Origin of the sequence: Saccharothrix sp. S26 (assembly GCF_021390395.1) — a bacterium.
Taxonomy (GTDB): Bacteria; Actinomycetota; Actinomycetes; order Mycobacteriales; family Pseudonocardiaceae; genus Actinosynnema.
Map to the genome: position 1 here is coordinate 156,663 of NZ_JAJUWT010000023.1, position 18,814 is coordinate 175,476.

Sequence of the window (18,814 nt, forward strand, 5' to 3'; positions counted from 1 at the left end):
GTGGTACCTCTGACCGATGCCCGACGGCTCGTTACCCACCTCCGTCGTCCGCTTCACCGACGCGACCGGGCGAACGGTGGGCGCGGGAGTCGTGGTGGGTGGCCATGTCGTCACGTGCGCCCACGTCGTCAACCTCGCCCTGGGCCGCGACCCACACGAGACCGGTCGCCCGACGCAGCCCGTCGACGTCCACTTCCCCGCGTTGAACGGCGAATCGGTCCCGGCCCGCGTGCACCACTGGGCCGTGCGCGAGAACACCCCCGGTGACGATGTCGCCACGCTGCACCTGTACCTGCCGGCACGCGTCACGCCCGCCCGGCTGATCGCACCTCCGGTCGACCACGTCGCCGGACGGCTGGTGCGGCCGGACGACGCGGTGCCGCGCGAACCCGGCGGCCCGGTGTGGGATCCGGTCACCGGCCGCGTGGCCGGCATCGCGGCCCGGGACGGCCACACGATCCCGGCCGACCGGCTGCGGCAGGAGCTGCCCGACGAACCGGACGACCTCACCGTGCTCCACCTGGCCGGTACGCGGTTCGGGTCCGGGAACGACGTGTTGCAGCCCCCGGACTTCGCCGAGCTGCGCCCCGACCTGGTGGTGTTCACCGGCGACCTGACCGAGCACGGCAGGCCGGACGAGTTCGAGCAGGGGTTCCGGTTCCTGGCCGAGCTGGCGGACGCGGTGAAGCTGCCCCGCGAACGGGTGGTCGTCGTGCCCGGATCGCGTGACGTGAACAAGCTGGCGTGCGAGGCGTACTTCCAGCTCGAGCAGGCGTGGGGCCGAACCCCGACACCGCCGTTCTGGCCGAAGTGGGGACCGTTCGCGGCGGCGTTCCAGGAGTTCTACGGCTCGAGGTTCAGCTTCACGCCCGACGAGCCGTGGACCCTGTTCGACTACCCGGAGCTGGGCGTCGTGGTCGCGGGGCTGAACTCGACCATCCCGGTCACGCACGAAGGAGACGGGATCGGCCTCGGCGACCGCCAGGTCGAGCGGTTCCGCGAGCTGTTGCGGCAGCAAGGCGGACGGACGCTGAGCGCCGTCCAAGGGCAGCTCGCGGTCCCCTTGACGGTCGACTTCCGGCTCATGAGCGTGCGCGACGAGCCCGCCACTCCGGCGGTCGTGCCGGTCCCGGGCCGGGAGCCGAGGTCGACCGCGTCGGCGGAACGGGCGAACCGGGGACTGGACACCTTCTTCGACCGCGTGGTGGAAGCCACCCGGGTGGCCCACCCGACCGCGACCGTCACGCCGCGTCCCGAGAAGCGCTACGTCCGGGTGTCGAAACCGCGTCCGGGGTGCACGGCGACCACGGCACCGCGGTCGTGCTGCCGGATGGGTCGTACAAGACCCAGGGCTTCGTCGGTGACCGGTTGTGGTGGGCGGTGAAGCAGGTGAGGTTCGAGGTTGGGGAGTTGGATCCCTATTACCCGGAGATCAGGCGGCTCGGGGTTGACGATGTGCTGAGCGGGGTAACGAACTGACATGGCCGACCACGTGCGGATCGGGGTGTTGGGGGCGGCGCGGATCGTGCCGGCGGCGTTGGTGAGGCCGGGGCGGTCCGTGGCGTCGGTCGAGGTGGCGGCGGTGGCGGCGCGGGAGGTCGGGCGGGCACGTCAGTTCGCGGACCGGTTCGGGATCGCCAAGGTGCACGGGACGTACGAAGAGCTGGTGGACGACCCCGACTTGGACGCCGTCTACATCCCGTTGCCCAACGGGTTGCACGGGAAGTGGACGTTGAAGGCGTTGGCGGCGGGGAAGCACGTGTTGTGCGAGAAGCCGTTCGCGGCGAACGCGGACGAGGCCGCGGCGGTGGCGCGGGCAGCCCGGGAAAGCGGGCTGGTGGTGATGGAGGCGTTCCACTACCGCTACCACCCGTTGGCGTTGCGGTTGCCGGAAGTGGTCGCCGAGTTGGGTGAACTGCGGCACGTGGAGGCGCGGTTGGCGTTCCCGTTGCCGCGGTTCAAGGACATCCGGTACTCGCTGGAGCTGGCCGGTGGGGCGTTAATGGACGCCGGTTGTTACGCGGTGAACATGGTGCGGTACCTCGGTGGCGAGCCGGAGGTGAAGTCGGCGCGGGCGTTGCTGAAGGGTGACGGCGTCGACCGGGCGATGCGGGCGGAGCTGAAGTTCCCGGCCGGGCACACCGGGACCGTGGTGGCGTCGATGTGGTCCCGGTCGTTGCTGAGGCTCTCGGCGAAGGTGTTGGGCGCGAACGGCGAGCTGCGCGTGTTCAACCCCTTCGCGCCGCAGGCCGGGCACCGGCTCGCGGTGAAGCTGGACGGCCACCGCCGGGTCGAGCGGTTCGACCGGCGGCCGTCGTACGAGTACCAGTTGGAGGCGTTCGCGGATGCCGTCCTGCACGGCAAGCCGTTCCCGACGACGGCGGACGACGCGGTGGCCACGATGCGGGTCGTGGACGACATCTACCGCGCCGCCGGGTTGCCGGTGCGTCAACCGAGCTGACGGAGCTGCCAGAGCGCCTCGGTCAGGTCGATCACGGTCCGGAAGTGCTCGACCAAGCCCTCGAAGTCCGGCGGCGGCAGGTCCGCGTCGCGGAGTTCGAGGATCGAGACGGTCATCGTCCAGTTGGCGGCAGCGCCGCTGATCTCCCAGGTCTTCTCCACACCGCAACGGTGGCGCCTTGCGCCGCGGTCGGGCAACGCTCCCCTTCGGGTGACACGGCTTTCGTGCCCGGGTGGCAAGGCGGAACAGTCGCGCCATGACACGCAAGGGGGCATCCGTCCGGCAGCGGCGGGTATCGACGGAACTGCGCGCGTTGCGCTTGGCCAGGGGTCTGAGCTGCGCGGACGTGGCCAACGCGATCGGCTGCTCGGAGAGCAAGATCAGCCGCATGGAGACCGGCAACCGCGGCCTGCGCGCCGACGAGGTGGCGGCGATCCTCGGCTACCTGCGCGCGCCGGCCGCGCTGCGGCAAGAACTGGTCGACCTCGTCCGCGCCGGAGAACACCGCAACTGGCACGCCATCCACGGCAAGCTGCCCAACAACTGGAAGGACCTCATCGGCTTCGAGGCCGAGGCCACCGCCCTCTACAACTACGAGCCCCTGCTGATCCCCGGCCTCGCCCAGACCCCCGACTACGCCCGAGCGATCATCGAGGGAACCCACGACAGCCTTCGGACGCCGAGCTGAACACCCTGGTCGCCACCCGCATGGGACGGCAGGTCGTCTTGGGACGCGCACAGGTGCACCTGCTGATCGACGAAGGCGCACTCCGCCGCCACCTCGGCGAGCCCGCCATGATGCGAGCCCAGTTGCGCCACCTGATCGCCCTGGCCGGCCGGGCGAACATCTCGATGCAGGTGGTGCCGTTCGAGGCCCCGGCACACCCCGGCCTGGAAGGCCCGTTCGTCCGACTGGAGTTCACCGACCAGCCCGCTCTCGTCTACGTGGAGAGCCGGAGCACGAGCACTTTCCTCGAAGAGGAACGCCACCTCAACGACGCTAGGCTTGCCTGGCAGAAGCTGCGTGCCTTGGCGTTGCCCCCGGAGGAGTCGGTCGGGCTCATCGCCAAGCTCATCGGCAAGTCGACGTGATGCGAGGAGTGCACTCGATGGACCTCACCAACGCACGCTGGCGCAAGAGCAGCCGCAGCAGCGGTCAAGCCAACTGCGTGGAGATCGCCCGCGTCGCCGATCGCACCGCCGTTCGCGATTCGAAGAACCCCGACGGGCCCGTGCTCCTCTTCGGCAAGGTCGACTGGTCGGTCTTCGCTCGGTGAGGTGGGTCGGCGCGCTCGTCGTGGCCGTGGCGCTGGTCGGGTGCCAGGGGCAGGCGCAGCCGGCGGCGAAGGCGGGGACCGGGGAGCTGCGGACCGACCTCGACCCGCTCCTGCGGCGCTTCCCCGTGCTCGGCGCGCCTTCCGGGGCGCGGTGGATGTCCGGCACGTTCGGGCGGGCCGACGTGCCGGGACCGTCGACCTACTGGATCGACGCGGTCGTGGCGCTGCCGTCGGCGGAGGTCGAGCGGGTGCGGTCCGCGTACGCGCCGGTCGACGAGGGCAGGACGCCGGACGTGGTGGAGGGGCTGCGCGGGGAGTTGCCGGGCGGGCCGTTCCTGACCGGGGACGCGTTGGACGCGGCGTTCGACCAGGAGCGGTGGCACGCGGTGGCGTTCCTCGACGTGAAATCCGGCGAACTCGTCGTCATCGCGACTGGAACGTGAGCCCGCTCTCCTAGACTCACCCGGGTGAGCGACGAGTTGGTCCCGGACCCCCGTCAGATGCGCGCCTCGGACGCCGACCGCGAGAAGGTCGCCCAGGTGCTCCAGCAGGCCCACGGCGAGGGCCGGCTCGACCTCCACGAGCTGGACGAACGCCTCGCGGCGGTGTACGCGGCCAAGACCTACGGCGAGCTGTTGCCGCTGACCGCCGACCTGGGCGTGCCCGCGCCGTCGGTGATGCCCGTGCCGTTGCAGCACCACGCCCCCGCGTCGCGCATCGGCGGCCCGGCCGGCTCCACGGTCTCGTTCGCGTTCTGGTCGGGCGTGGAGCGGCGGGGCGACTGGGTCGTGCCGCCGACGCACACCGCGGTCGCGATCATGGGCGGGGTCGAGCTGGACCTGACGCGGGCCCGCTTCGCGCAGGGCGAGACGACGATCAACGCCTTCGCGCTCATGGGCGGGGTGGAGATCATCGTGCCCGAGGACGTCACGGTCCAGGTGTCGGGCATCGGCTTCATGGGCGCGTTCGAGGATGCCACCCACAAGGGCGCGCCGACCATCCCCGGCGGACCGGTCGTGAAGATCACCGGGTTCGCGATGATGGGCGCGGTCGAGGTGCGCCGGCCGAAAAAGAAGAAGCTGAAGGGCCGCTCGCGCGACGAGCTGGAGAGCTAGCGCACGGCTGCTGACCTGCCCGAAGTCGCTCACTTGGGACGGCCGTCCCAGTCCGCCTAGACTCGGCGGCATGGCCGCTCCGACTACTCCACCGCCAGCGCAGCTGCCCCCGGCGCTCGCGGACGCCGTGCGCGACGACGCGTCGCTGCGCCGGTTCCTGCACGGGCTGCCCGGTGTGGACCAGGTCGGCGTCGAACAGCGCGCGGCCGGTCTGGGCACCCGCAGCATCAAGAAGGCCAGCAAGATGTGGGCCATCGACACCGCGATCAGCATGGTCGACCTGACCACGCTGGAAGGCGCCGACACCCCCGGCAAGGTGCGGTCGCTCGCGGCGAAGGCGCGCAGACCCGACCCGGACCACCCGGACGTGCCGCGGGTCGCCGCCGTCTGCGTGTACCCGGACATGGTCGGGACGGCGGTCGAGGAGCTGCGGGGCACCGACATCGACATCGCCAGCGTCGCGACCGCGTTCCCGTCCGGCCGCTCGAGCCTGAAGGTGAAGCTCGAGGACACCGCCTACGCCGTCGACGCGGGCGCCACCGAGATCGACATGGTGATCGACCGGGGCGCGTTCCTGTCCGGCCGGTACGGCCAGGTGTTCGACGAGATCGCGCAGGTGAAGCACGCCTGCGGGGACGCGCACCTCAAGGTCATCCTGGAGACCGGCGAGCTCGCCACCTACGACAACGTCCGCCGGGCGTCGTGGCTGGCCCTGCTCGCGGGCGGCGACTTCATCAAGACGTCCACCGGCAAGGTCTCCCCCGCCGCGACGCTGCCCGTCACGCACGTGATGTTGCAGGCCGTCCGCGACTGGCACACCCAGACGGGCGAGCTGCGGGGCGTCAAGCCCGCCGGCGGCATCCGCACGACCAAGGACGCGATCAAGTACCTGGTCGCGGTGCACGAGGTCGCGGGACCGCAGTGGCTGACCCCGACCCTGTTCCGCTTCGGTGCCTCCACGCTGCTCAACGACCTGCTGATGCAGCGGCGCACCCAGTTGGCCGGCCACTACAGCGGCCCCGATTACGTGACGGTGGACTGACATGTGGGAATACGCTCCCGCGCCCGAGTCGCGGGACATCGCGAACCTCAAGCCGAACTACCGGATGTTCGTCGACGGCCAGTTCGTCGAGGGCTCCGGTGAGCCGCTGAAGACGGTCAACCCCGGCACGGAGGAGGTCCTGGCCGAGGTCTCCACGGCCGCGCCCGCGGACGTCGACAAGGCCGTGAAGGCCGCGCGCCGCGCCTACGACCGCGTGTGGGGCCGGATGCCCGGCTCCGAGCGGGCCAAGTACATCTTCCGCATCGCCCGCCTGATCCAGGAGCGGTCGCGGGAGCTGGCCGTGCTGGAGTCGTTGGACAACGGCAAGCCGATCAAGGAGTCGCGGGACGTGGACGTGCCCACGGCCGCCGCGCACTTCTTCTACCACGCGGGTTGGGCGGACAAGCTCGCCTACGCGGGCCACGGCCCCGACCCGCGCCCGCTGGGCGTGGTGGGCCAGGTCATCCCGTGGAACTTCCCGCTGCTGATGGCCGCGTGGAAGATCGCGCCCGCGCTGGCGACCGGCAACACGGTGGTGCTCAAGCCCGCCGAGACCACGCCGCTGACCGCGCTGGTGCTGGCCGAGATCATCCAGCAGGCCGACCTGCCGCCCGGTGTGGTCAACATCCTCGCCGGCGCCGGTGACGTCGGCGCGGCCGTCGTGTCGCACCCCGACGTGGACAAGGTCGCGTTCACCGGGTCGACCGACGTCGGCAAGACCATCCAGCGGCAGCTCGCGGGCACCGGCCGCAGGCTCACCCTGGAGCTGGGCGGCAAGGCGGCGAACATCGTGTTCGACGACGCGCCGCTGGACCAGGCCGTCGAGGGCATCGTCAACGGCATCTTCTTCAACCAGGGTCACGTGTGCTGCGCGGGCTCGCGGCTGCTGGTGCAGGAGTCGGTGGCCGAGGAGCTGCTGGAGAAGCTGCACGTCCGCGTGTCCACGCTGCGCGTCGGCGACCCGCTGGACAAGAACACCGACGTCGGCGCGATCAACTCGCGCGAGCAGCTCACCAAGATCCAGGAGCTGGTGGAGTCGGGCGACGCCGAGGGCGCGCAGCGGTGGACGTCCGCGTGCCCGTTGCCGGACAAGGGCTTCTACTTCGCGCCGACGGTGTTCTCCAACGTGTCGCAGGCGATGCGGATCGCGCGCGAGGAGATCTTCGGGCCGGTGCTGTCGGTGCTGACGTTCCGCACGCCGGACGAGGCCGTGGCCAAGGCGAACAACACGCCGTACGGGCTGTCGGCCGGCATCTGGACCGAGAAGGGGTCGCGCATCCTGTGGGCGGCGCAGAAGATGCGCGCCGGCGTGGTGTGGGCCAACACGTTCAACCGCTTCGACCCGACCGCCCCGTTCGGCGGCTACCAGGAGTCGGGCTTCGGCCGCGAGGGCGGCCGCACCGGGCTGGAGGCCTACCTCGATGTCTGAGAACCGGATCGCGGTCACGAAGACGTACAAGCTCTACATCGGCGGGGCGTTCCCGCGCTCGGAGTCCGGTCGGTCCTACCCGGTGGTCGACCACAAGGGCGCGTTCCTGGCCAACGCGGCGCAGGGTTCGCGCAAGGACGCCCGGGACGCGGTGGCGGCGGCGCGCAAGGCGTTCCCCGGCTGGTCGGGCGCGACCGCGTACAACCGCGGGCAGGTGCTGTTCCGGGTGGCCGAGGTGCTGGAGGGGCGGCGGGAGCAGTTCGCCGCCGAGGTCGCGGCCGGCGAGGGCGTCGCGGCGAAGAAGGCGCAGGCCCTGGTGGACGCGGCGATCGACCGGTGGGTCTGGTACGCGGGGTGGACCGACAAGGTGGCCACGGTGCTGGGCGCGTCGAACCCGGTGGCCGGGCCGTACTTCTCGTTCTCCGTGCCGGAGCCGACGGGTGTGGTGGCGGTGCTCGCGCCGCAGCAGTCGTCGCTGCTGGGGTTGATCAGCGCGGTCGCGCCGGTGATCGCGACCGGCAACACGGCGGTGGTCGTGACGTCGCAGGACCGGCCGCTGCCCGCGGTGACGCTGGCGGAGGTGCTGGCGACGTCCGACGTGCCCGGTGGCGTGGTGAACGTGCTGACCGGCCGCACCGCGGAGATCGCGCCGTGGCTGGCGTCGCACGCGGACGTGAACGCGCTGGACCTGACCGGCGCGCCGGAGTCGACGCGGGCCGACCTGGAGCGTGCGGCGGCGGGCACCGTGAAGCGGGTGCTGCGGGCGCGTCCGGCGGAGGACTTCACCCGCGAGCCGGACCTGGCCCGGCTGCGGGCGTTCCTGGAGACGAAGACCGTGTGGCACCCGATCGGGGTGTGACGGTCTCAGCGGCGGCAGCCGAACCAGCTGTGGGCGAGCAGGCCGGCGCCGCCGAGCACGACCGCGGTGACCGTGGCCGAGGTGGTGCCGGCGGGCTGCACCGGCCAGGTCAGCAGGCGGGTGAGCCAATCGTCGTCGCCGGGCGGGACGACGAGCGTGACGCCGGCCCAGCCCAGCGGCAGCACACAGGCGGTGCGTGAGCCGAACCACAGCGCGCCCAGGGCGGCCAGCCCGCCCAGCCCGGCGACGTCGCGGAGCAGGAAGGCGTCGGGGGCGAGGGGGTCGGCGACCAGGCCGACGGCGAGCAGCAGCGCGGCGACGACCGTGCCGCCGAGCAGCAGGTGCGCGGCGCGGCGGGGCGGCCAGCCGAACGCGGCCGTGCGGTCGAGCGCCCGGTCGTGCCCGCCGAGCCCGGTCGCGACGGCGGCCATGCCGAGGGCCGCGCCGAACGCCGCCGACTGCGGGCTGCCGCCCGGCTGGGCGAGCGCCCCGAGCCCGCCGACCCCGACCGCCGCTGCCGCCGCGGACACGGGGACGTGCCGGGCACGGGCGTAGAGCAGCACCCACCGCGTCACGTGGTGCCGCCGGTCAGGGTGGAGAGGGCGTCACCGACGCAGGAGGCTTGGACCTCGCGGGCCGCTTGGACGCGGGCCAGTCGGGTCGGCTCGGGCAGGGCGCGCAGGTGGTCCCAGGCCGCGGCGGACAGGGTGTCGATCTCGTCGCCCAGCCAGGCCCGGTAGCTCGGCAGCGGCTGGAGGTGACCGGTCAGCCAGGCCGCCATCACGGAGCGCGCGGCAACCTCGCGGGCCACCTCCTCCGGGATGTAGTCGCCGTAGCACGTGCGGGTGCCCGCCCCGGCGAGCAGGTAGGACGTCACCTGCTCGGACGTCATCGGTGTCCTGCGGAAGTAGGTGAACTCGTCCAGGTCCACCCACACGGCGTCGGTCGGCTCCGCCTGCCGCCGGTCCCGCCACCCGCGCTCGGACGTCGCCACCTCCCGCACCGACGTCGGCGGCGACGGCAGTTTCCCCAGCACCCGCAGCACCTCCCGAGCGGGCCCGGTCAACGCCGCCCGCTCGTGCTCGTGCGCCCGAGTCAGGCACAACCGCTCCACGCACACCAGCTCCGCGGCCACCGGATCAGCCGTCACGGCCTCCCCCGGCGTGGCCGGGGCCAACGGCACCGCGACCACGCCCGCCACCAGCACCGGCAGCGCGCCGAGCCACCACCGCCGCAGCGCCACCAGCAGGAACCCGGCCAGCGCCACCCCCGCGAACCACAACGCCTGCACGGCGGTCAGCGACGCGGCCACCGACGAGAACACCGACCGGGGGAACGGCAGCGACGGCAGCAGCGCCGACCACGGCAGCCCGTCCCCCGGCTGCCCCAACCCGAGCGACATCAACGCGAACCCGCCCGCCGCCAACACCGGCGGGGCCAGCGGCGACGGCAGGAGCCGGCCCAGACCCGCGCCCAGCCAGGCCGCGCCGACCAGCGCCACGACCCCGACCAGCGCCACGGGCATCCAGCCCAGGTGGAAGTAGTCCGTCGCCGACACCACCCGCACCGCCCCGACCGCGAGCACCACCGCGTACGCCACGACCAGAGACACCGCCAACGCACCCAACGTCCACCCGACCCGGTGCGCACGCGGCCTCGGCGTCGAGGCGAACAGCTCACCCACCCCGGACCGCCGGTCCCGCATCCCCTGCATCGCGCCGGCCGCCAGCGTCAACGGCCACGAGAACACCAGCATGAACCGGACCCACTCGGCCAACGTGGTCCACTGCCGCGTCCACGCGGTGCTGTTCTTGGTCGCCGGAGCCCACTCCAGCAGGCCCACCATGACCAGCACGACCAGCAGCCCGAGCAGCACGGCGGTGGTGCGCCTCAGCTCGATCCCGAGGATCCTCACCACGCACCGCCCAGCAGCGCCGAGTAGCCGCGCTCGATCGGGCTGTCGCCGACATCGCCCGGTCCGCCCGCCGCGGCCAGCTCGGCGGGCGTGCCCTGGAAGACCAGCTTGCCGCCGGAGACCAGCACCACGTCCGTGCACGCCGCCGCGACGTCCTCGACCAGGTGCGTCGAGACGACCACGCACGAGTCCGAACCCAGCTCCTGCAACAGCTCCCGGAACCGGACGCGTTGACCGGGGTCGAGGCCGGCGGTCGGCTCGTCCAGCAGCAGCACCTCCGGGTCGTTCACGATGGCCTGCGCGATGCCGGCCCGCCGCACCATGCCACCGGAGAGCGTCTTCAACCGGTCGTCCGCCCGGTCGGCGAGCCCGACGCGTTCGACGGCGCGCTGCACCGCACCGGGCACGTCCCGCTTCGGCATCTCCTTCAGCCACGCCACGTACTCGACGAACTCGCGCACGGTGAACCGCTTGTAGTAGCCGAAGTCCTGCGGCAGGTAGCCGAGCGCGCGCCGCACCGGGCGCAGGTCCACCGGCCCGGACACGGGCGAGCCGAGCACCTGCAACGTCCCCGACGCGGGCCGCAGCACGGTCGCCAGCGACCGGATCAGCGTGGTCTTGCCCGCGCCGTTGGGCCCGAGCAGCCCGTGCACGCCGCGGCCCAGCCGCAGGTCCAGCCCGTCCACCGCCATCCTGCGACCCGCGCGCACCCGCAGGTCCCTCGCCTCGACCTGCCAGGCGTACTCCGTCGGCGCGACTTCCGCCGCGCTCACCGCACGTGCCACGAGCCCTCCCTCCGTCACAGCCGCGCGTAGGCCGCGGACCTGAAGAACACGGCGGCGGCGCCCCCGACCAGCACCGCCGCCCAGACCGGGGCCGCGCCCGGCGCGAGCACGCCGGGCACACCGCCACCGAGCACCGCCGGACCGATCACGAGCACCGCCCACGAGGAGGCGGACGTGATCGCGGCCCGGCGCACCCCGATCAGGCCGCCCAGCGCGAGCGCCACTGCCGTGACCCCTAGACACGGCAGGAGCCAGTACGCGGGTGACGCCCCGGCCAGCCACCCGCCCACCAGCAGCACGGGCAGCACGACCACCAGCACCGCGAACGTGCGGCGCAACACCAGTTGCAGCCCGGCCCTCGGCGTGGACACGACCAGCTCGTGAGCCGGGTCCATCCCCCTCGACCAGGCCGCCGCCACACCCAGCACGGGCACGATCGGCGCGATCAGCAGCACCGCGGCCGTCACACCGCCCGCGGGCAGCAGGCCGTCCAGCGCCAGCGCCGCCAGCACCGCGAACGCCGTCATCGCCAGCCACGGCAGCAACGCGGGCGTGGCCCAGCGGGCGAGCCGGTGACGTCGGCGGGCGGGCTCGCCGGACGGCTCCAGCTCCGCCCACACGGCCGCCGTCAACGCCGTGACCTGCGGTGGAGCGGCGTCGGCCAGCCGCAGGCGGCACGTCTGGCACGTCTCCAGGTGCGCCTCGACGGCCCACAGCACGTCGGCGGGCAGGTCGCCGCCCGACGCGTACCGGGCGATCGAGTCGGCGTTCGGGTGCCCGCTCATGACAGTGCCTCCCGCATCGCGATCCGGGCCCGCCTGGCGCGGGTCTTGACGGTGCCCTCGGGCACCCCGAGCAGCACCGCGGTCTCCCGCACGGTCAGCCCGTCCAGCACCATGGCCTGCAACACCTGCCGCAGCTCCGGCGCGAGGTCGCGCAACGCGCCGCCGACGGCGTCGCTCAACGCGCCCGCCAGCACCTCGTCCTCGGCGGCGGGCGCGGCTTGGGCGACGGGCAGCGGCCCGGCCCGGTGGGCGGCACGCCGGCGGAACGCGTCGACCAGCCGCCGTGCCGCGATCGTCCACAGCCACCCGACCGCCGTGCCGTCCACCGCCGCGCCCGCGAACGACCCGGCCGCCCGCCACACCGCCAGGTAGGTCTCCTGCATGACCTCGGCGACGACCTGTTCGTCGGCGCACCGGCGGCGCAGGCGCACGGCCAGCCACGGCGACGTGCGGCGGTAAAGCTCCTCGAAGGCCGCGCGGTCGCCGCGGGCCACCGCGCGGACCAGCTGCTCCTCGTTCACACCCGGCAAGACGGTGCGGGGGCGGGAAAGGTTCTCAACGAAAAGTGATCTGGGTCACATCAGTACCAGGTGTCGTCTTTGCCGGCGGCCTCCACGTCGGCTTCGGCGGTGGCCCGGTGCACCACGGCCGCGAGCGCTTCCTCCAGCTCCCGCTGGACGTCGCCGGGCTCGTCGGTCTCGACGGCGAGCGTCACCTGGCTGCGGCCCGCGCCGTCCTCGACGACCGTCAGCTCACCCCGGTAGCGGCCTTCCGCCCAGGACACGCGCCGACGGTCGTGGTCGATGCCCGGTGTCGAACCGGAGAGGCCGGGCAGGTGCTGGGGCAGGCTCCCCGGGCGTGCCAGGAACTCGAACAGCTCCCGTGCGGCCATCTCGACCGGCGCCCGGTGCTCGTAGCTGGTCATGGCCACGGGTACCCGGCCGGGGCGGGCTCAAGACGGCGGCGCCCAAGTCGCTCGGCGCGTCGCTCGATCAGGTGAGGCTCTGCTCGTGACCGGGTCACCCGCGGCGGTCGCGCAGGCGGGTCAGGGCCAGCGCGGTCGCGCCGGAGAGGAGCAGGAGTCCGGCGAGCGCGAGCGTGCCGCGGGTCGAGGCACCGGTGGCGGCCAGCTCGTCGTCGCCGGGGCGGGTGGCGGCCGGGTGGCTGGTGGTGCCGGTGGTCGAGCCCGTGGTGGTGCTGCCGGGGGTTGTGGTCGTGGTGGTCGACCCGGTGGTGACCGAGGTGGTGGTCGGCTCGGTCGAGGTCGAGGTCGAGGTCGAGGTCGAGGTGCTGGTCGGCGCGGTCGTGGTGGTGGTGGTGGTGGTCGGTGCGGTTGTCGTGGTGGTGGTGGTCGGTGCGGTTGTCGTGGTGGTGGTGGTCGTGGTGGTGGTGGTCGTGGTGGTGGTGGTCGTGGTGGTGGTGGTCGTGGTGGTGGTGGTCGGCGTGGTGGTCGTGGTGGTCGGCGTGGTGGTCGTGGTGGTCGGCGTGGTGGTCGTGGTGGTCGGCGTGGTGGTCGTGGTGGTCGTGGTGGTCGTGGTGGTTTCGCAGGTGGTGACGATGTTGTCGAACGGGGCGTAGTGGATTTCGCCGCCGCTGCCGCTCGTCTCACCGCCGTGCACGAGCGACCGGACCACCACGGCACCCTCGATGTTCGCCGAGCTGAGGTCCACCAGGGTCGCGTTCGGCGCGTAGATCGTGCCCCACACCGTGGGCGAGTCGGCGGGCAGCGTGATCGTGCCCGAGGTGGTGAAGTTCCACAGCACGTGCTGCGACGGCTCGTTGCCCTGCCAGCTCACGTTCGGCACGTCCCAGGTGTAGTCACCGGTCACGTCGACGTTGACGACCAACCACGCCTGGTCGCTCGGCTGGAGGTAGCCGTTGCGCGGGTTGATGTTGTCCAGCGCGCTCATCTGCGCGGGCGTCAGGGTCAGCACGTTCTGGCCCGGCTGGAGGCCGATCGTCGCGTTCGGGTCGGTGCCGTTCCACGGGTTCTGCCCGTTCTGGTCGGTCAGCGTCACGGTCGACGGGCACGTGGCCATCTCGGCGTTGAGCTGCCGGTAGGTGGCGAACAGCGACGCGAAGTCGAAGCCGCTGCCACCGCCGACCGACGCGGCGGGCTGCGAGGTCTGGATCGACACGCCCGGCGTGGTGCCCGGTGCCGCGCCGTCCGGCACGACCCACGTCACGCCGCCGGACGGGATCACGTCCGCCGCGCCCAGGTCACCGATCTTGGCGTAGGAGTTGTTGAGCACGCTGAGCGTGCCCGTGCTCTGCGCGAAGTCGACCGCGCCGCCGACGACGAGGCTGGTCGGTCGGGTGTCGCCGGGCAGCACGTACGTGCCGGCGTGGTTGAGCCCGGCGTTGTACTGGCGGAACCGCACATCCCCGCCGACCGCCACCGGCCCCTCGGTCTCGTTCTCGTACAGCCCGGCGTCACCTTCGACGAGCACCAGGAACCCGTGGCTCGGGTCGAGGTTCACGTCGTTCGGCGCGACGGGCCGCAGCGGGTTCACCGACGCGGTGAGCCGTGCCGGGGCGCCGGACGCCCACCCGATCGCGGCGACGGCGACAGCGACCGCCAGACCGACTGCTCCGATGCGGCTGATCTGCATGCCCGGCTCCCGTGGAGGTCGACACCCTCCCCGCAGCCAAGAGCACCGCGCCCGCTTCAGCGCGCCGACGTGCCCGTTTTTCACCCACCAGCGTGAGTCCTACGTTCAGAACGCGTGTGTCCTACGTTCAGAACCCCCGAGTTCAACGCTCACGACGAACGGTCGCTAGTCCGTGCACCAGCCCAACCGGCCGTCGGTCGTCACCAACGGCTCGCAGTGGCCCACCCGGCCGCGGTGCTCCAGTGCCGTGGCGACCTGGTCCAGCATCTCGTCCAGGCTGGTCCACTCCGGCTTGAGCATCTCGCCAGCCTCGCGGTCCCACTCGACCACGCACCCCGACAGCACGCCCGGCCGCAGGTCCAGCGCCAACGCGTCACCGCACCCGTCGAACGCGATCGGCAGCCACATCGGGTGGAAGCCCTTCGTTGGCGTGCCCGCCTCCGTGGCGAGGTCCGCGGGCCAGAACCGCTCCTTCAGCCGCCACGACTTCAACGCGTTGGACGGCCCGAGCGGCGTGTAGAACGGCGGCAGCACCTCCGCGAACGCCAAGTCCGCCGTGCCGCCGCACACGGCCCACCACGCGCGCAGGTCGGCGGGCGGCTCCAGCCCGCTGGCGGCCGCCAGCGCCTCGACCGCGGCGCCGTCCTCGGGGGGCACGAACGCCGAACCGGTCGAGGGGGCGTGGTCGTCGAGCCACGCCACGATCCGTTCCCAATGGCGTAAAACACCCACTCACCCATGATCAGGTAGCGCGACCGCCCGTGGTACCGCTCATCGGGGCAGGATCTGGCCGAACGCCGCACGCCCCGTCGGCGGATGGGGCAGTATCGCGGTCGCACGGCACCAAAGGGGGACGAGCGTGGAACGGGGTTTCGGCGTCGACACCGCGGCGCTGACGACGTACGGCAGCACGGCGACGGGCCTGGCGAGCGAGGTCGGCACCATCGGCACGGCCACGCTGGCGGGCACGACGTCGTTGGCCGCGGGCAGCTTCGGCGCGATCGGCGACGAGGTCGGGCTCGGCGCGGCGTTCCAGCGCGCCGCACAGGCCCAAGTGGACGGTGTGGCCGCCGCCTCGGCCGCGCTGTCGGCGTTCGCCGCGGAGGTCGGCAAGACCGCCGCGGCCTACCAGGACCAGGAGGCGCGCACGAGCGCCGACCTCGGCCGGGCAGCCCAGGTCTGACGTGGACGTCGGCGGCTTCCTGGCGGCTCTGGTCCAGCCGATGAAGGACCACCTCGCCAAGCTGGAGGGCGACACCGGCGGCGCGACGGGCGCGGCGGAGTCGTTCGGGCGCGCGGCCACCGCGTTGACCGAGCTGGACGGCAGGCACGCGAGCGCGGCGAACGCGGCGTTGAGCGACTGGTACGGCGAGAAGGCGAACGCGTTCCAGTCACGCGTGGCGAAGTTCTCCGGCGGCGTGGGCACGTTGGCCCGCAACGCGACCACCACCCAGGAGGCGGCGACCGCGGCGGTGACCGCGGTGACCTCCGGCAAGACCGCGATCCAGGGCCTGATCGACGAGTTCACCGGCTGGGCGTGGCCCCGGTTGGCGGCGGCGGCCGCGGCGGGCGTGTTCGGCGGGATCGGCGCGGTGCTCGCGGTGGCGGCGGAGGTGACCGCGAAGGCGCGCGAGTACGAGGGCAAGACCGGCCAGGAGCTGGAGCGGGTCCGCGGCGAGCTGACCGCCGTCGTCACGCGGTTGCAGGGGTTGACGCAGCCGGACTTCGCCGGGATCGGCGACCCGCTGGGCGTGGAGAGCGGTGGCACGACCTCGACTTCCTCGACGGGTGACAGCGGTCAGTCGTCTACTTCGTCGAGTGGTAGCAGTGGCAGCGGCAGCGGCGGTGGAGGCGGCGGCACCGGTGGCGGCGGCGGAGGAGGAAGTGGTGGCGGTGGAGGCGGCGGGCCGATCGGGCCCCGGCTGCCGGTGGCCATCCCGCCCCAGCCCGGCACCGGCGTCGGCGTGAACCTGCCCGACGGCAGCTCCGCCGAAGCGCCCAACGAGACCGCGGCACGTGCCGTGCGCAACGCGTTGTCCGCCCTGGGCACCCCGTACGTCTGGGGTGGCGCGAACCCGCCCCAGGGCACCGACTGCAGCGGCCTGACCCAGTGGGCCTACGCGGGCGCGGGGTTCGACCTGCCGCGGCCCGCGTCGTCGCAGGCCATGGGCGCGTCCGTGCCGCCGGGCCAGTTGCTGCCCGGCGACCTGGTCGTCTGGGACGGGCACGTGGCCATGGTGATCGGCAACGGGCAGATGGTGGAGGCGGGCGACCCGGTGCAGGTCAACCCGATCCGCACGAGCAACAGCGGCATGGGCTTCATGGGCTTCTACCGACCGACGGGCTGAGGACGTGGACGAGACGCAGCGGGCGGCCGAACGGGTCGCCGACACCGAGCGGCGGGTGTCCGAGCACGTCGCGCGCACGGGCCCGGTGCTCGGCCGGGCGTCGTCACCGGACGGCGCGGTCACCGTCGTCACCGCGCCCGGCGGACCGCCCCAGGAGGTGCGGGTGTCGCCGGCGGCGCTGAACATGGGGCCGAGGGCGTTGGCGGACGAGATCCTGCGCGTGTCGGCGCGGGCGTCCCGGGACGCGGCCGCGCGGATGCACCGGAGCCTGGAACGCGTGGCCGACCCGGCGGCGCTGCGGGCGTTGGCCGAGATCGGCTTCGACCGCGGTCCCGACGACGACGACTTCGGAGGTTCCTACCTGAGGGGTTCGCGATGACGCAGGCGCACGAGCAGCGGCTCGCGGCGGCCGAGGCCCTGACCGAGGTGTTGGCCCGCACCACCGGCAGCGCCGAGCACCCGACCCGCCTGGCCCGCGCCACGGCGACCGCGACGGGTGAGCTCAAGGCGCTCGACCTGCACCCGAACGCGCTGGCGCGGGGACCGGAGGTAGTCGGCAGGCTGGTGGTGGAGACGGCGCGGCTGGCGACGGACGCGGCCGTGCAGCGCGGCTACAACGAGCTGGCCAAGTCGTTGGGCGACGGCCTGGCGATGGCGGTGGAGGCGTTCGCCGGCCCACCACCCCTGAAGGCAGCCCCGAAACCGCAGGTCACGGCCCCTGTGGTGGAGCAGCAGGGGGCGTCGGGGCCGGCGCGGCCGCCGTGGGCGGGTCAGGTGCGGAGCCGTCCGGCGGCTCGGCCGCAGCCGGAGGAAATCGACGACGACGACTACTTCGCGGACCCTTTCCGTGGTCAACGGCAGTAGCGCGTGATCGACCCCGTACTCTTGCCCCCGCATCGCAAAGGGGCATGGCGTGACCGGGAGGTCGGATGGCACAGGACATCGTCCCGATCGAGCTGGGGCTCACCCAGGGTGATGTGGTCACCCTGTGGGCCCCGCGCTGGCGGGAAGAGGGCGAGGAGTGGGAAGCCTTCCTCGGCCACGAGGAGGACCTGTACGCGTTCCCCGATGCCGCGCACTTGGCGGCGTTCGTGCGCAAGACCGAAGAGCACGACCTGACCGACCACCCGGCGTGGCACGTGGTGCCCGCGCTGTCGGTCGGTGAGCTGTCGCCGGACGACAACCACCAGTTCGACCTGGTCGGCGTGCCCGAGCTGGTCGCCGAGGAGCCCGACACGTGGGTCATCGGCGAGCTGGCCGACGTGATCTCGATCGTGCGGTCGCTGGCGGACGTCTGCGAGCTGGAGAAGGTCCACGAGATCCTGGACTCGGCGGAGGGCTTCGCGCTGCTGCCGCAGGGCACGCTGCCGTTCACCGGCCGCGAGGGCCAGGCGCTGTGGACCGAGATCTCCCAGGTCGTCGCGGAGAAGTGGGACGAGGTGCTGGACGCGATCGACGAGGTCGTGACCACGCCGGAGGTCGACGAGACCGCGCTCAAGGCCGCGCAGGACGAGTTGGCCGAGTTCGAGGAGGCCAACGCCGCCGCGGCGGCCGCCTCCCAGGACGAGGACGACGAGGACGGCGACGAGCCGGTCGGGTTCTGGGGCGAGGTCGGGATCGACCCGATCAAGATCATCAGCGGCGCGGGCGAGTACTACACGCTGCGCTGCTACCTGGACGACCAGCCGGTGTTCCTCGGCCGCAAGGGCAAGATCGACGTGTTCACGTCGCCGCGCGCGCTGGCCCGGTTCATCGTGGAGGCCGACGACAACGACCTGGCCGAGGTGTCGACCTGGGGCGAGCTGGTCACCAAGGCGACCGGCGGCGACCTGGAGGTCGAGGTCGACCCGGACAACGTCTACGTGCTCACCGGTCTGGACGAGGACATCCTCGACGGCCCGGACGCGATCGACCCCACGCAGCTCGACCTGGTGGTCGAACTGCTGGAGGACGCGGGCGAGTGGGCGAACGACGACACCGTGAAGGTGGCGCTGAACCAGTCCGAGCGGCTGGGGTGGCTGGTGTCGTACGTGCTCAAGCCGGACCCCACGCGGCTGGCGCCCAGCGCGCCGTTCGACGACGAGCAGGTGGCGTGGCGGGCGCTCGTGGCGGCGTTCGAGGACCGGCTCAGGGTCCGATAGCCGCCGAGCGGCACGGAGCAGCAGAGGTCGCGGGCCGTCATCGGA

At 72.7% G+C, this 18,814-nt stretch carries 22 protein-coding genes and 1 pseudogene; 14 read left to right on the top strand and 9 right to left on the bottom strand.

Annotated elements, in window-relative coordinates:
• The first annotated feature begins 16 nt into the window (after positions 1 to 16).
• Entirely contained in the window at positions 17 to 1,384 is a 1,368-nt protein-coding gene (locus tag LZG04_RS32145) for a metallophosphoesterase (RefSeq protein WP_233824144.1), read from the top strand.
• A 96-nt stretch (positions 1,385 to 1,480) separates the two neighbouring features.
• On the top strand, positions 1,481 to 2,461 hold the full coding sequence (locus LZG04_RS32150) for a Gfo/Idh/MocA family protein (RefSeq protein WP_233824146.1): 981 nt from the start codon (positions 1,481 to 1,483) through the stop codon (positions 2,459 to 2,461).
• Here LZG04_RS32150 and LZG04_RS32155 read toward each other — a convergent pair.
• Positions 2,449 to 2,622, bottom strand: a complete 174-nt coding sequence (locus tag LZG04_RS32155) for a hypothetical protein (protein ID WP_233824147.1) — start codon at positions 2,620 to 2,622, stop codon at positions 2,449 to 2,451. The genes LZG04_RS32150 and LZG04_RS32155 overlap by 13 nt on opposite strands.
• Positions 2,623 to 2,717: 95 nt before the next feature.
• On the opposite strand from LZG04_RS32155, the pseudogene LZG04_RS32160 reads away from it, so the two are divergent.
• From LZG04_RS32160 to LZG04_RS32190, 7 genes and pseudogenes are all read left to right on the top strand, one after another.
• Positions 2,718 to 3,553 (top strand): annotated as a pseudogene (locus LZG04_RS32160) (helix-turn-helix domain-containing protein).
• Positions 3,554 to 3,570: 17 nt separating this feature from the next.
• On the top strand, positions 3,571 to 3,738 hold the full coding sequence (locus LZG04_RS32165; protein WP_233824148.1) for a DUF397 domain-containing protein: 168 nt from the start codon (positions 3,571 to 3,573) through the stop codon (positions 3,736 to 3,738).
• Positions 3,735 to 4,181, top strand: coding sequence for a hypothetical protein (locus tag LZG04_RS32170; RefSeq protein ID WP_233824150.1), 447 nt, complete (start codon positions 3,735 to 3,737; stop codon positions 4,179 to 4,181). Before LZG04_RS32165 ends, LZG04_RS32170 begins: the two co-directional genes overlap by 4 nt.
• A gap of 24 nt (positions 4,182 to 4,205) precedes the next feature.
• Positions 4,206 to 4,853 carry a DUF1707 domain-containing protein gene (locus LZG04_RS32175; protein WP_233824152.1) on the top strand — a complete coding sequence of 216 codons (648 nt, stop codon included), beginning with the start codon at positions 4,206 to 4,208 and terminating at the stop codon, positions 4,851 to 4,853.
• Positions 4,854 to 4,923: 70 nt separating this feature from the next.
• Positions 4,924 to 5,895: a deoxyribose-phosphate aldolase gene (gene deoC / locus LZG04_RS32180; RefSeq protein ID WP_233824154.1), complete on the top strand. Its 972-nt coding sequence runs from the start codon at positions 4,924 to 4,926 to the stop codon at positions 5,893 to 5,895.
• Between the two features lies 1 nt (position 5,896).
• Positions 5,897 to 7,324 (top strand): aldehyde dehydrogenase family protein, encoded by a 1,428-nt coding sequence (locus LZG04_RS32185; protein WP_233824156.1) that lies wholly within the window; start codon positions 5,897 to 5,899, stop codon positions 7,322 to 7,324.
• Entirely contained in the window at positions 7,317 to 8,183 is an 867-nt protein-coding gene (locus tag LZG04_RS32190) for an aldehyde dehydrogenase family protein (protein ID WP_233824158.1), read from the top strand. Before LZG04_RS32185 ends, LZG04_RS32190 begins: the two co-directional genes overlap by 8 nt.
• A 5-nt stretch (positions 8,184 to 8,188) precedes the next feature.
• Here LZG04_RS32190 and LZG04_RS32195 read toward each other — a convergent pair whose 3' ends face one another.
• The 8 genes from LZG04_RS32195 to LZG04_RS32230 all read right to left on the bottom strand — a co-directional run bounded on the left by LZG04_RS32195 (position 8,189) and on the right by LZG04_RS32230 (position 14,982).
• Positions 8,189 to 8,758, bottom strand: coding sequence for a hypothetical protein (locus LZG04_RS32195; protein ID WP_233824160.1), 570 nt, complete (start codon positions 8,756 to 8,758; stop codon positions 8,189 to 8,191).
• On the bottom strand, positions 8,755 to 10,098 hold the full coding sequence (locus LZG04_RS32200) for a hypothetical protein (RefSeq protein ID WP_233824162.1): 1,344 nt from the start codon (positions 10,096 to 10,098) through the stop codon (positions 8,755 to 8,757). The genes LZG04_RS32195 and LZG04_RS32200 overlap by 4 nt, the downstream gene beginning before the upstream one ends.
• Positions 10,095 to 10,883: an ABC transporter ATP-binding protein gene (locus LZG04_RS32205; protein WP_233824164.1), complete on the bottom strand. Its 789-nt coding sequence runs from the start codon at positions 10,881 to 10,883 to the stop codon at positions 10,095 to 10,097. The genes LZG04_RS32200 and LZG04_RS32205 overlap by 4 nt, the downstream gene beginning before the upstream one ends.
• A 14-nt stretch (positions 10,884 to 10,897) precedes the next feature.
• A complete protein-coding gene (locus tag LZG04_RS32210; RefSeq protein ID WP_233824166.1) occupies positions 10,898 to 11,668 on the bottom strand; it encodes a zf-HC2 domain-containing protein in 771 nt (256 codons plus the stop codon).
• The gene (locus tag LZG04_RS32215) at positions 11,665 to 12,189 is read right to left on the bottom strand and encodes an RNA polymerase sigma factor (RefSeq protein ID WP_233824168.1); all 525 of its coding nucleotides are present in this window, start codon (positions 12,187 to 12,189) and stop codon (positions 11,665 to 11,667) included. Before LZG04_RS32215 ends, LZG04_RS32210 begins: the two co-directional genes overlap by 4 nt.
• Before the next feature lie 59 nt (positions 12,190 to 12,248).
• A complete protein-coding gene (locus tag LZG04_RS32220) occupies positions 12,249 to 12,593 on the bottom strand; it encodes an SRPBCC family protein (protein WP_233824170.1) in 345 nt (114 codons plus the stop codon).
• Positions 12,594 to 12,687: 94 nt separating this feature from the next.
• A complete protein-coding gene (locus tag LZG04_RS32225) occupies positions 12,688 to 14,280 on the bottom strand; it encodes a choice-of-anchor A family protein (RefSeq protein ID WP_233824172.1) in 1,593 nt (530 codons plus the stop codon).
• 165 nt (positions 14,281 to 14,445) lie between these two features.
• A complete protein-coding gene (locus LZG04_RS32230) occupies positions 14,446 to 14,982 on the bottom strand; it encodes an SMI1/KNR4 family protein (protein ID WP_233824174.1) in 537 nt (178 codons plus the stop codon).
• Positions 14,983 to 15,139: 157 nt separating this feature from the next.
• Here LZG04_RS32230 and LZG04_RS32235 point away from each other — a divergent pair, with 157 nt between their 5' ends.
• The 5 genes from LZG04_RS32235 (at position 15,140) to LZG04_RS32255 (ending at position 18,769) form a co-directional block, all read left to right on the top strand.
• Complete coding sequence (locus LZG04_RS32235) at positions 15,140 to 15,463, top strand: type VII secretion target (RefSeq protein WP_233824176.1); 324 nt, start codon at positions 15,140 to 15,142, stop codon at positions 15,461 to 15,463.
• A 1-nt stretch (position 15,464) separates the two neighbouring features.
• Positions 15,465 to 16,628: a C40 family peptidase gene (locus LZG04_RS32240; protein ID WP_233824178.1), complete on the top strand. Its 1,164-nt coding sequence runs from the start codon at positions 15,465 to 15,467 to the stop codon at positions 16,626 to 16,628.
• 4 nt (positions 16,629 to 16,632) lie between these two features.
• Positions 16,633 to 17,007: a hypothetical protein gene (locus LZG04_RS32245; RefSeq protein ID WP_233824180.1), complete on the top strand. Its 375-nt coding sequence runs from the start codon at positions 16,633 to 16,635 to the stop codon at positions 17,005 to 17,007.
• Entirely contained in the window at positions 17,004 to 17,492 is a 489-nt protein-coding gene (locus tag LZG04_RS32250; RefSeq protein ID WP_233824182.1) for a YbaB/EbfC family nucleoid-associated protein, read from the top strand. The genes LZG04_RS32245 and LZG04_RS32250 overlap by 4 nt, the downstream gene beginning before the upstream one ends.
• 65 nt (positions 17,493 to 17,557) lie before the next feature.
• A complete protein-coding gene (locus LZG04_RS32255; protein WP_233824184.1) occupies positions 17,558 to 18,769 on the top strand; it encodes a primosomal protein in 1,212 nt (403 codons plus the stop codon).
• The last annotated feature ends 45 nt before the right edge of the window (positions 18,770 to 18,814 follow it).

What these genes read in the sequence shown, in the direction of transcription:
- LZG04_RS32145 (WP_233824144.1), top strand. Translation starts at nt 17, where the DNA reads ATGCCCGACGGCTCGTTACCCACCTCCGTCGTCCGCTTCACCGACGCG.
- LZG04_RS32150 (WP_233824146.1), top strand. Translation starts at nt 1,481, where the DNA reads ATGGCCGACCACGTGCGGATCGGGGTGTTGGGGGCGGCGCGGATCGTG.
- LZG04_RS32165 (WP_233824148.1), top strand. Translation starts at nt 3,571, where the DNA reads ATGGACCTCACCAACGCACGCTGGCGCAAGAGCAGCCGCAGCAGCGGT.
- deoC (WP_233824154.1), top strand. Translation starts at nt 4,924, where the DNA reads ATGGCCGCTCCGACTACTCCACCGCCAGCGCAGCTGCCCCCGGCGCTC.
- LZG04_RS32185 (WP_233824156.1), top strand. Translation starts at nt 5,897, where the DNA reads ATGTGGGAATACGCTCCCGCGCCCGAGTCGCGGGACATCGCGAACCTC.
- LZG04_RS32190 (WP_233824158.1), top strand. Translation starts at nt 7,317, where the DNA reads ATGTCTGAGAACCGGATCGCGGTCACGAAGACGTACAAGCTCTACATC.
- LZG04_RS32210 (WP_233824166.1), bottom strand. Translation starts at nt 11,668, where the DNA reads ATGAGCGGGCACCCGAACGCCGACTCGATCGCCCGGTACGCGTCGGGC.
- LZG04_RS32220 (WP_233824170.1), bottom strand. Translation starts at nt 12,593, where the DNA reads ATGACCAGCTACGAGCACCGGGCGCCGGTCGAGATGGCCGCACGGGAG.
- LZG04_RS32225 (WP_233824172.1), bottom strand. Translation starts at nt 14,280, where the DNA reads ATGCAGATCAGCCGCATCGGAGCAGTCGGTCTGGCGGTCGCTGTCGCC.
- LZG04_RS32250 (WP_233824182.1), top strand. Translation starts at nt 17,004, where the DNA reads ATGACGCAGGCGCACGAGCAGCGGCTCGCGGCGGCCGAGGCCCTGACC.
- LZG04_RS32255 (WP_233824184.1), top strand. Translation starts at nt 17,558, where the DNA reads ATGGCACAGGACATCGTCCCGATCGAGCTGGGGCTCACCCAGGGTGAT.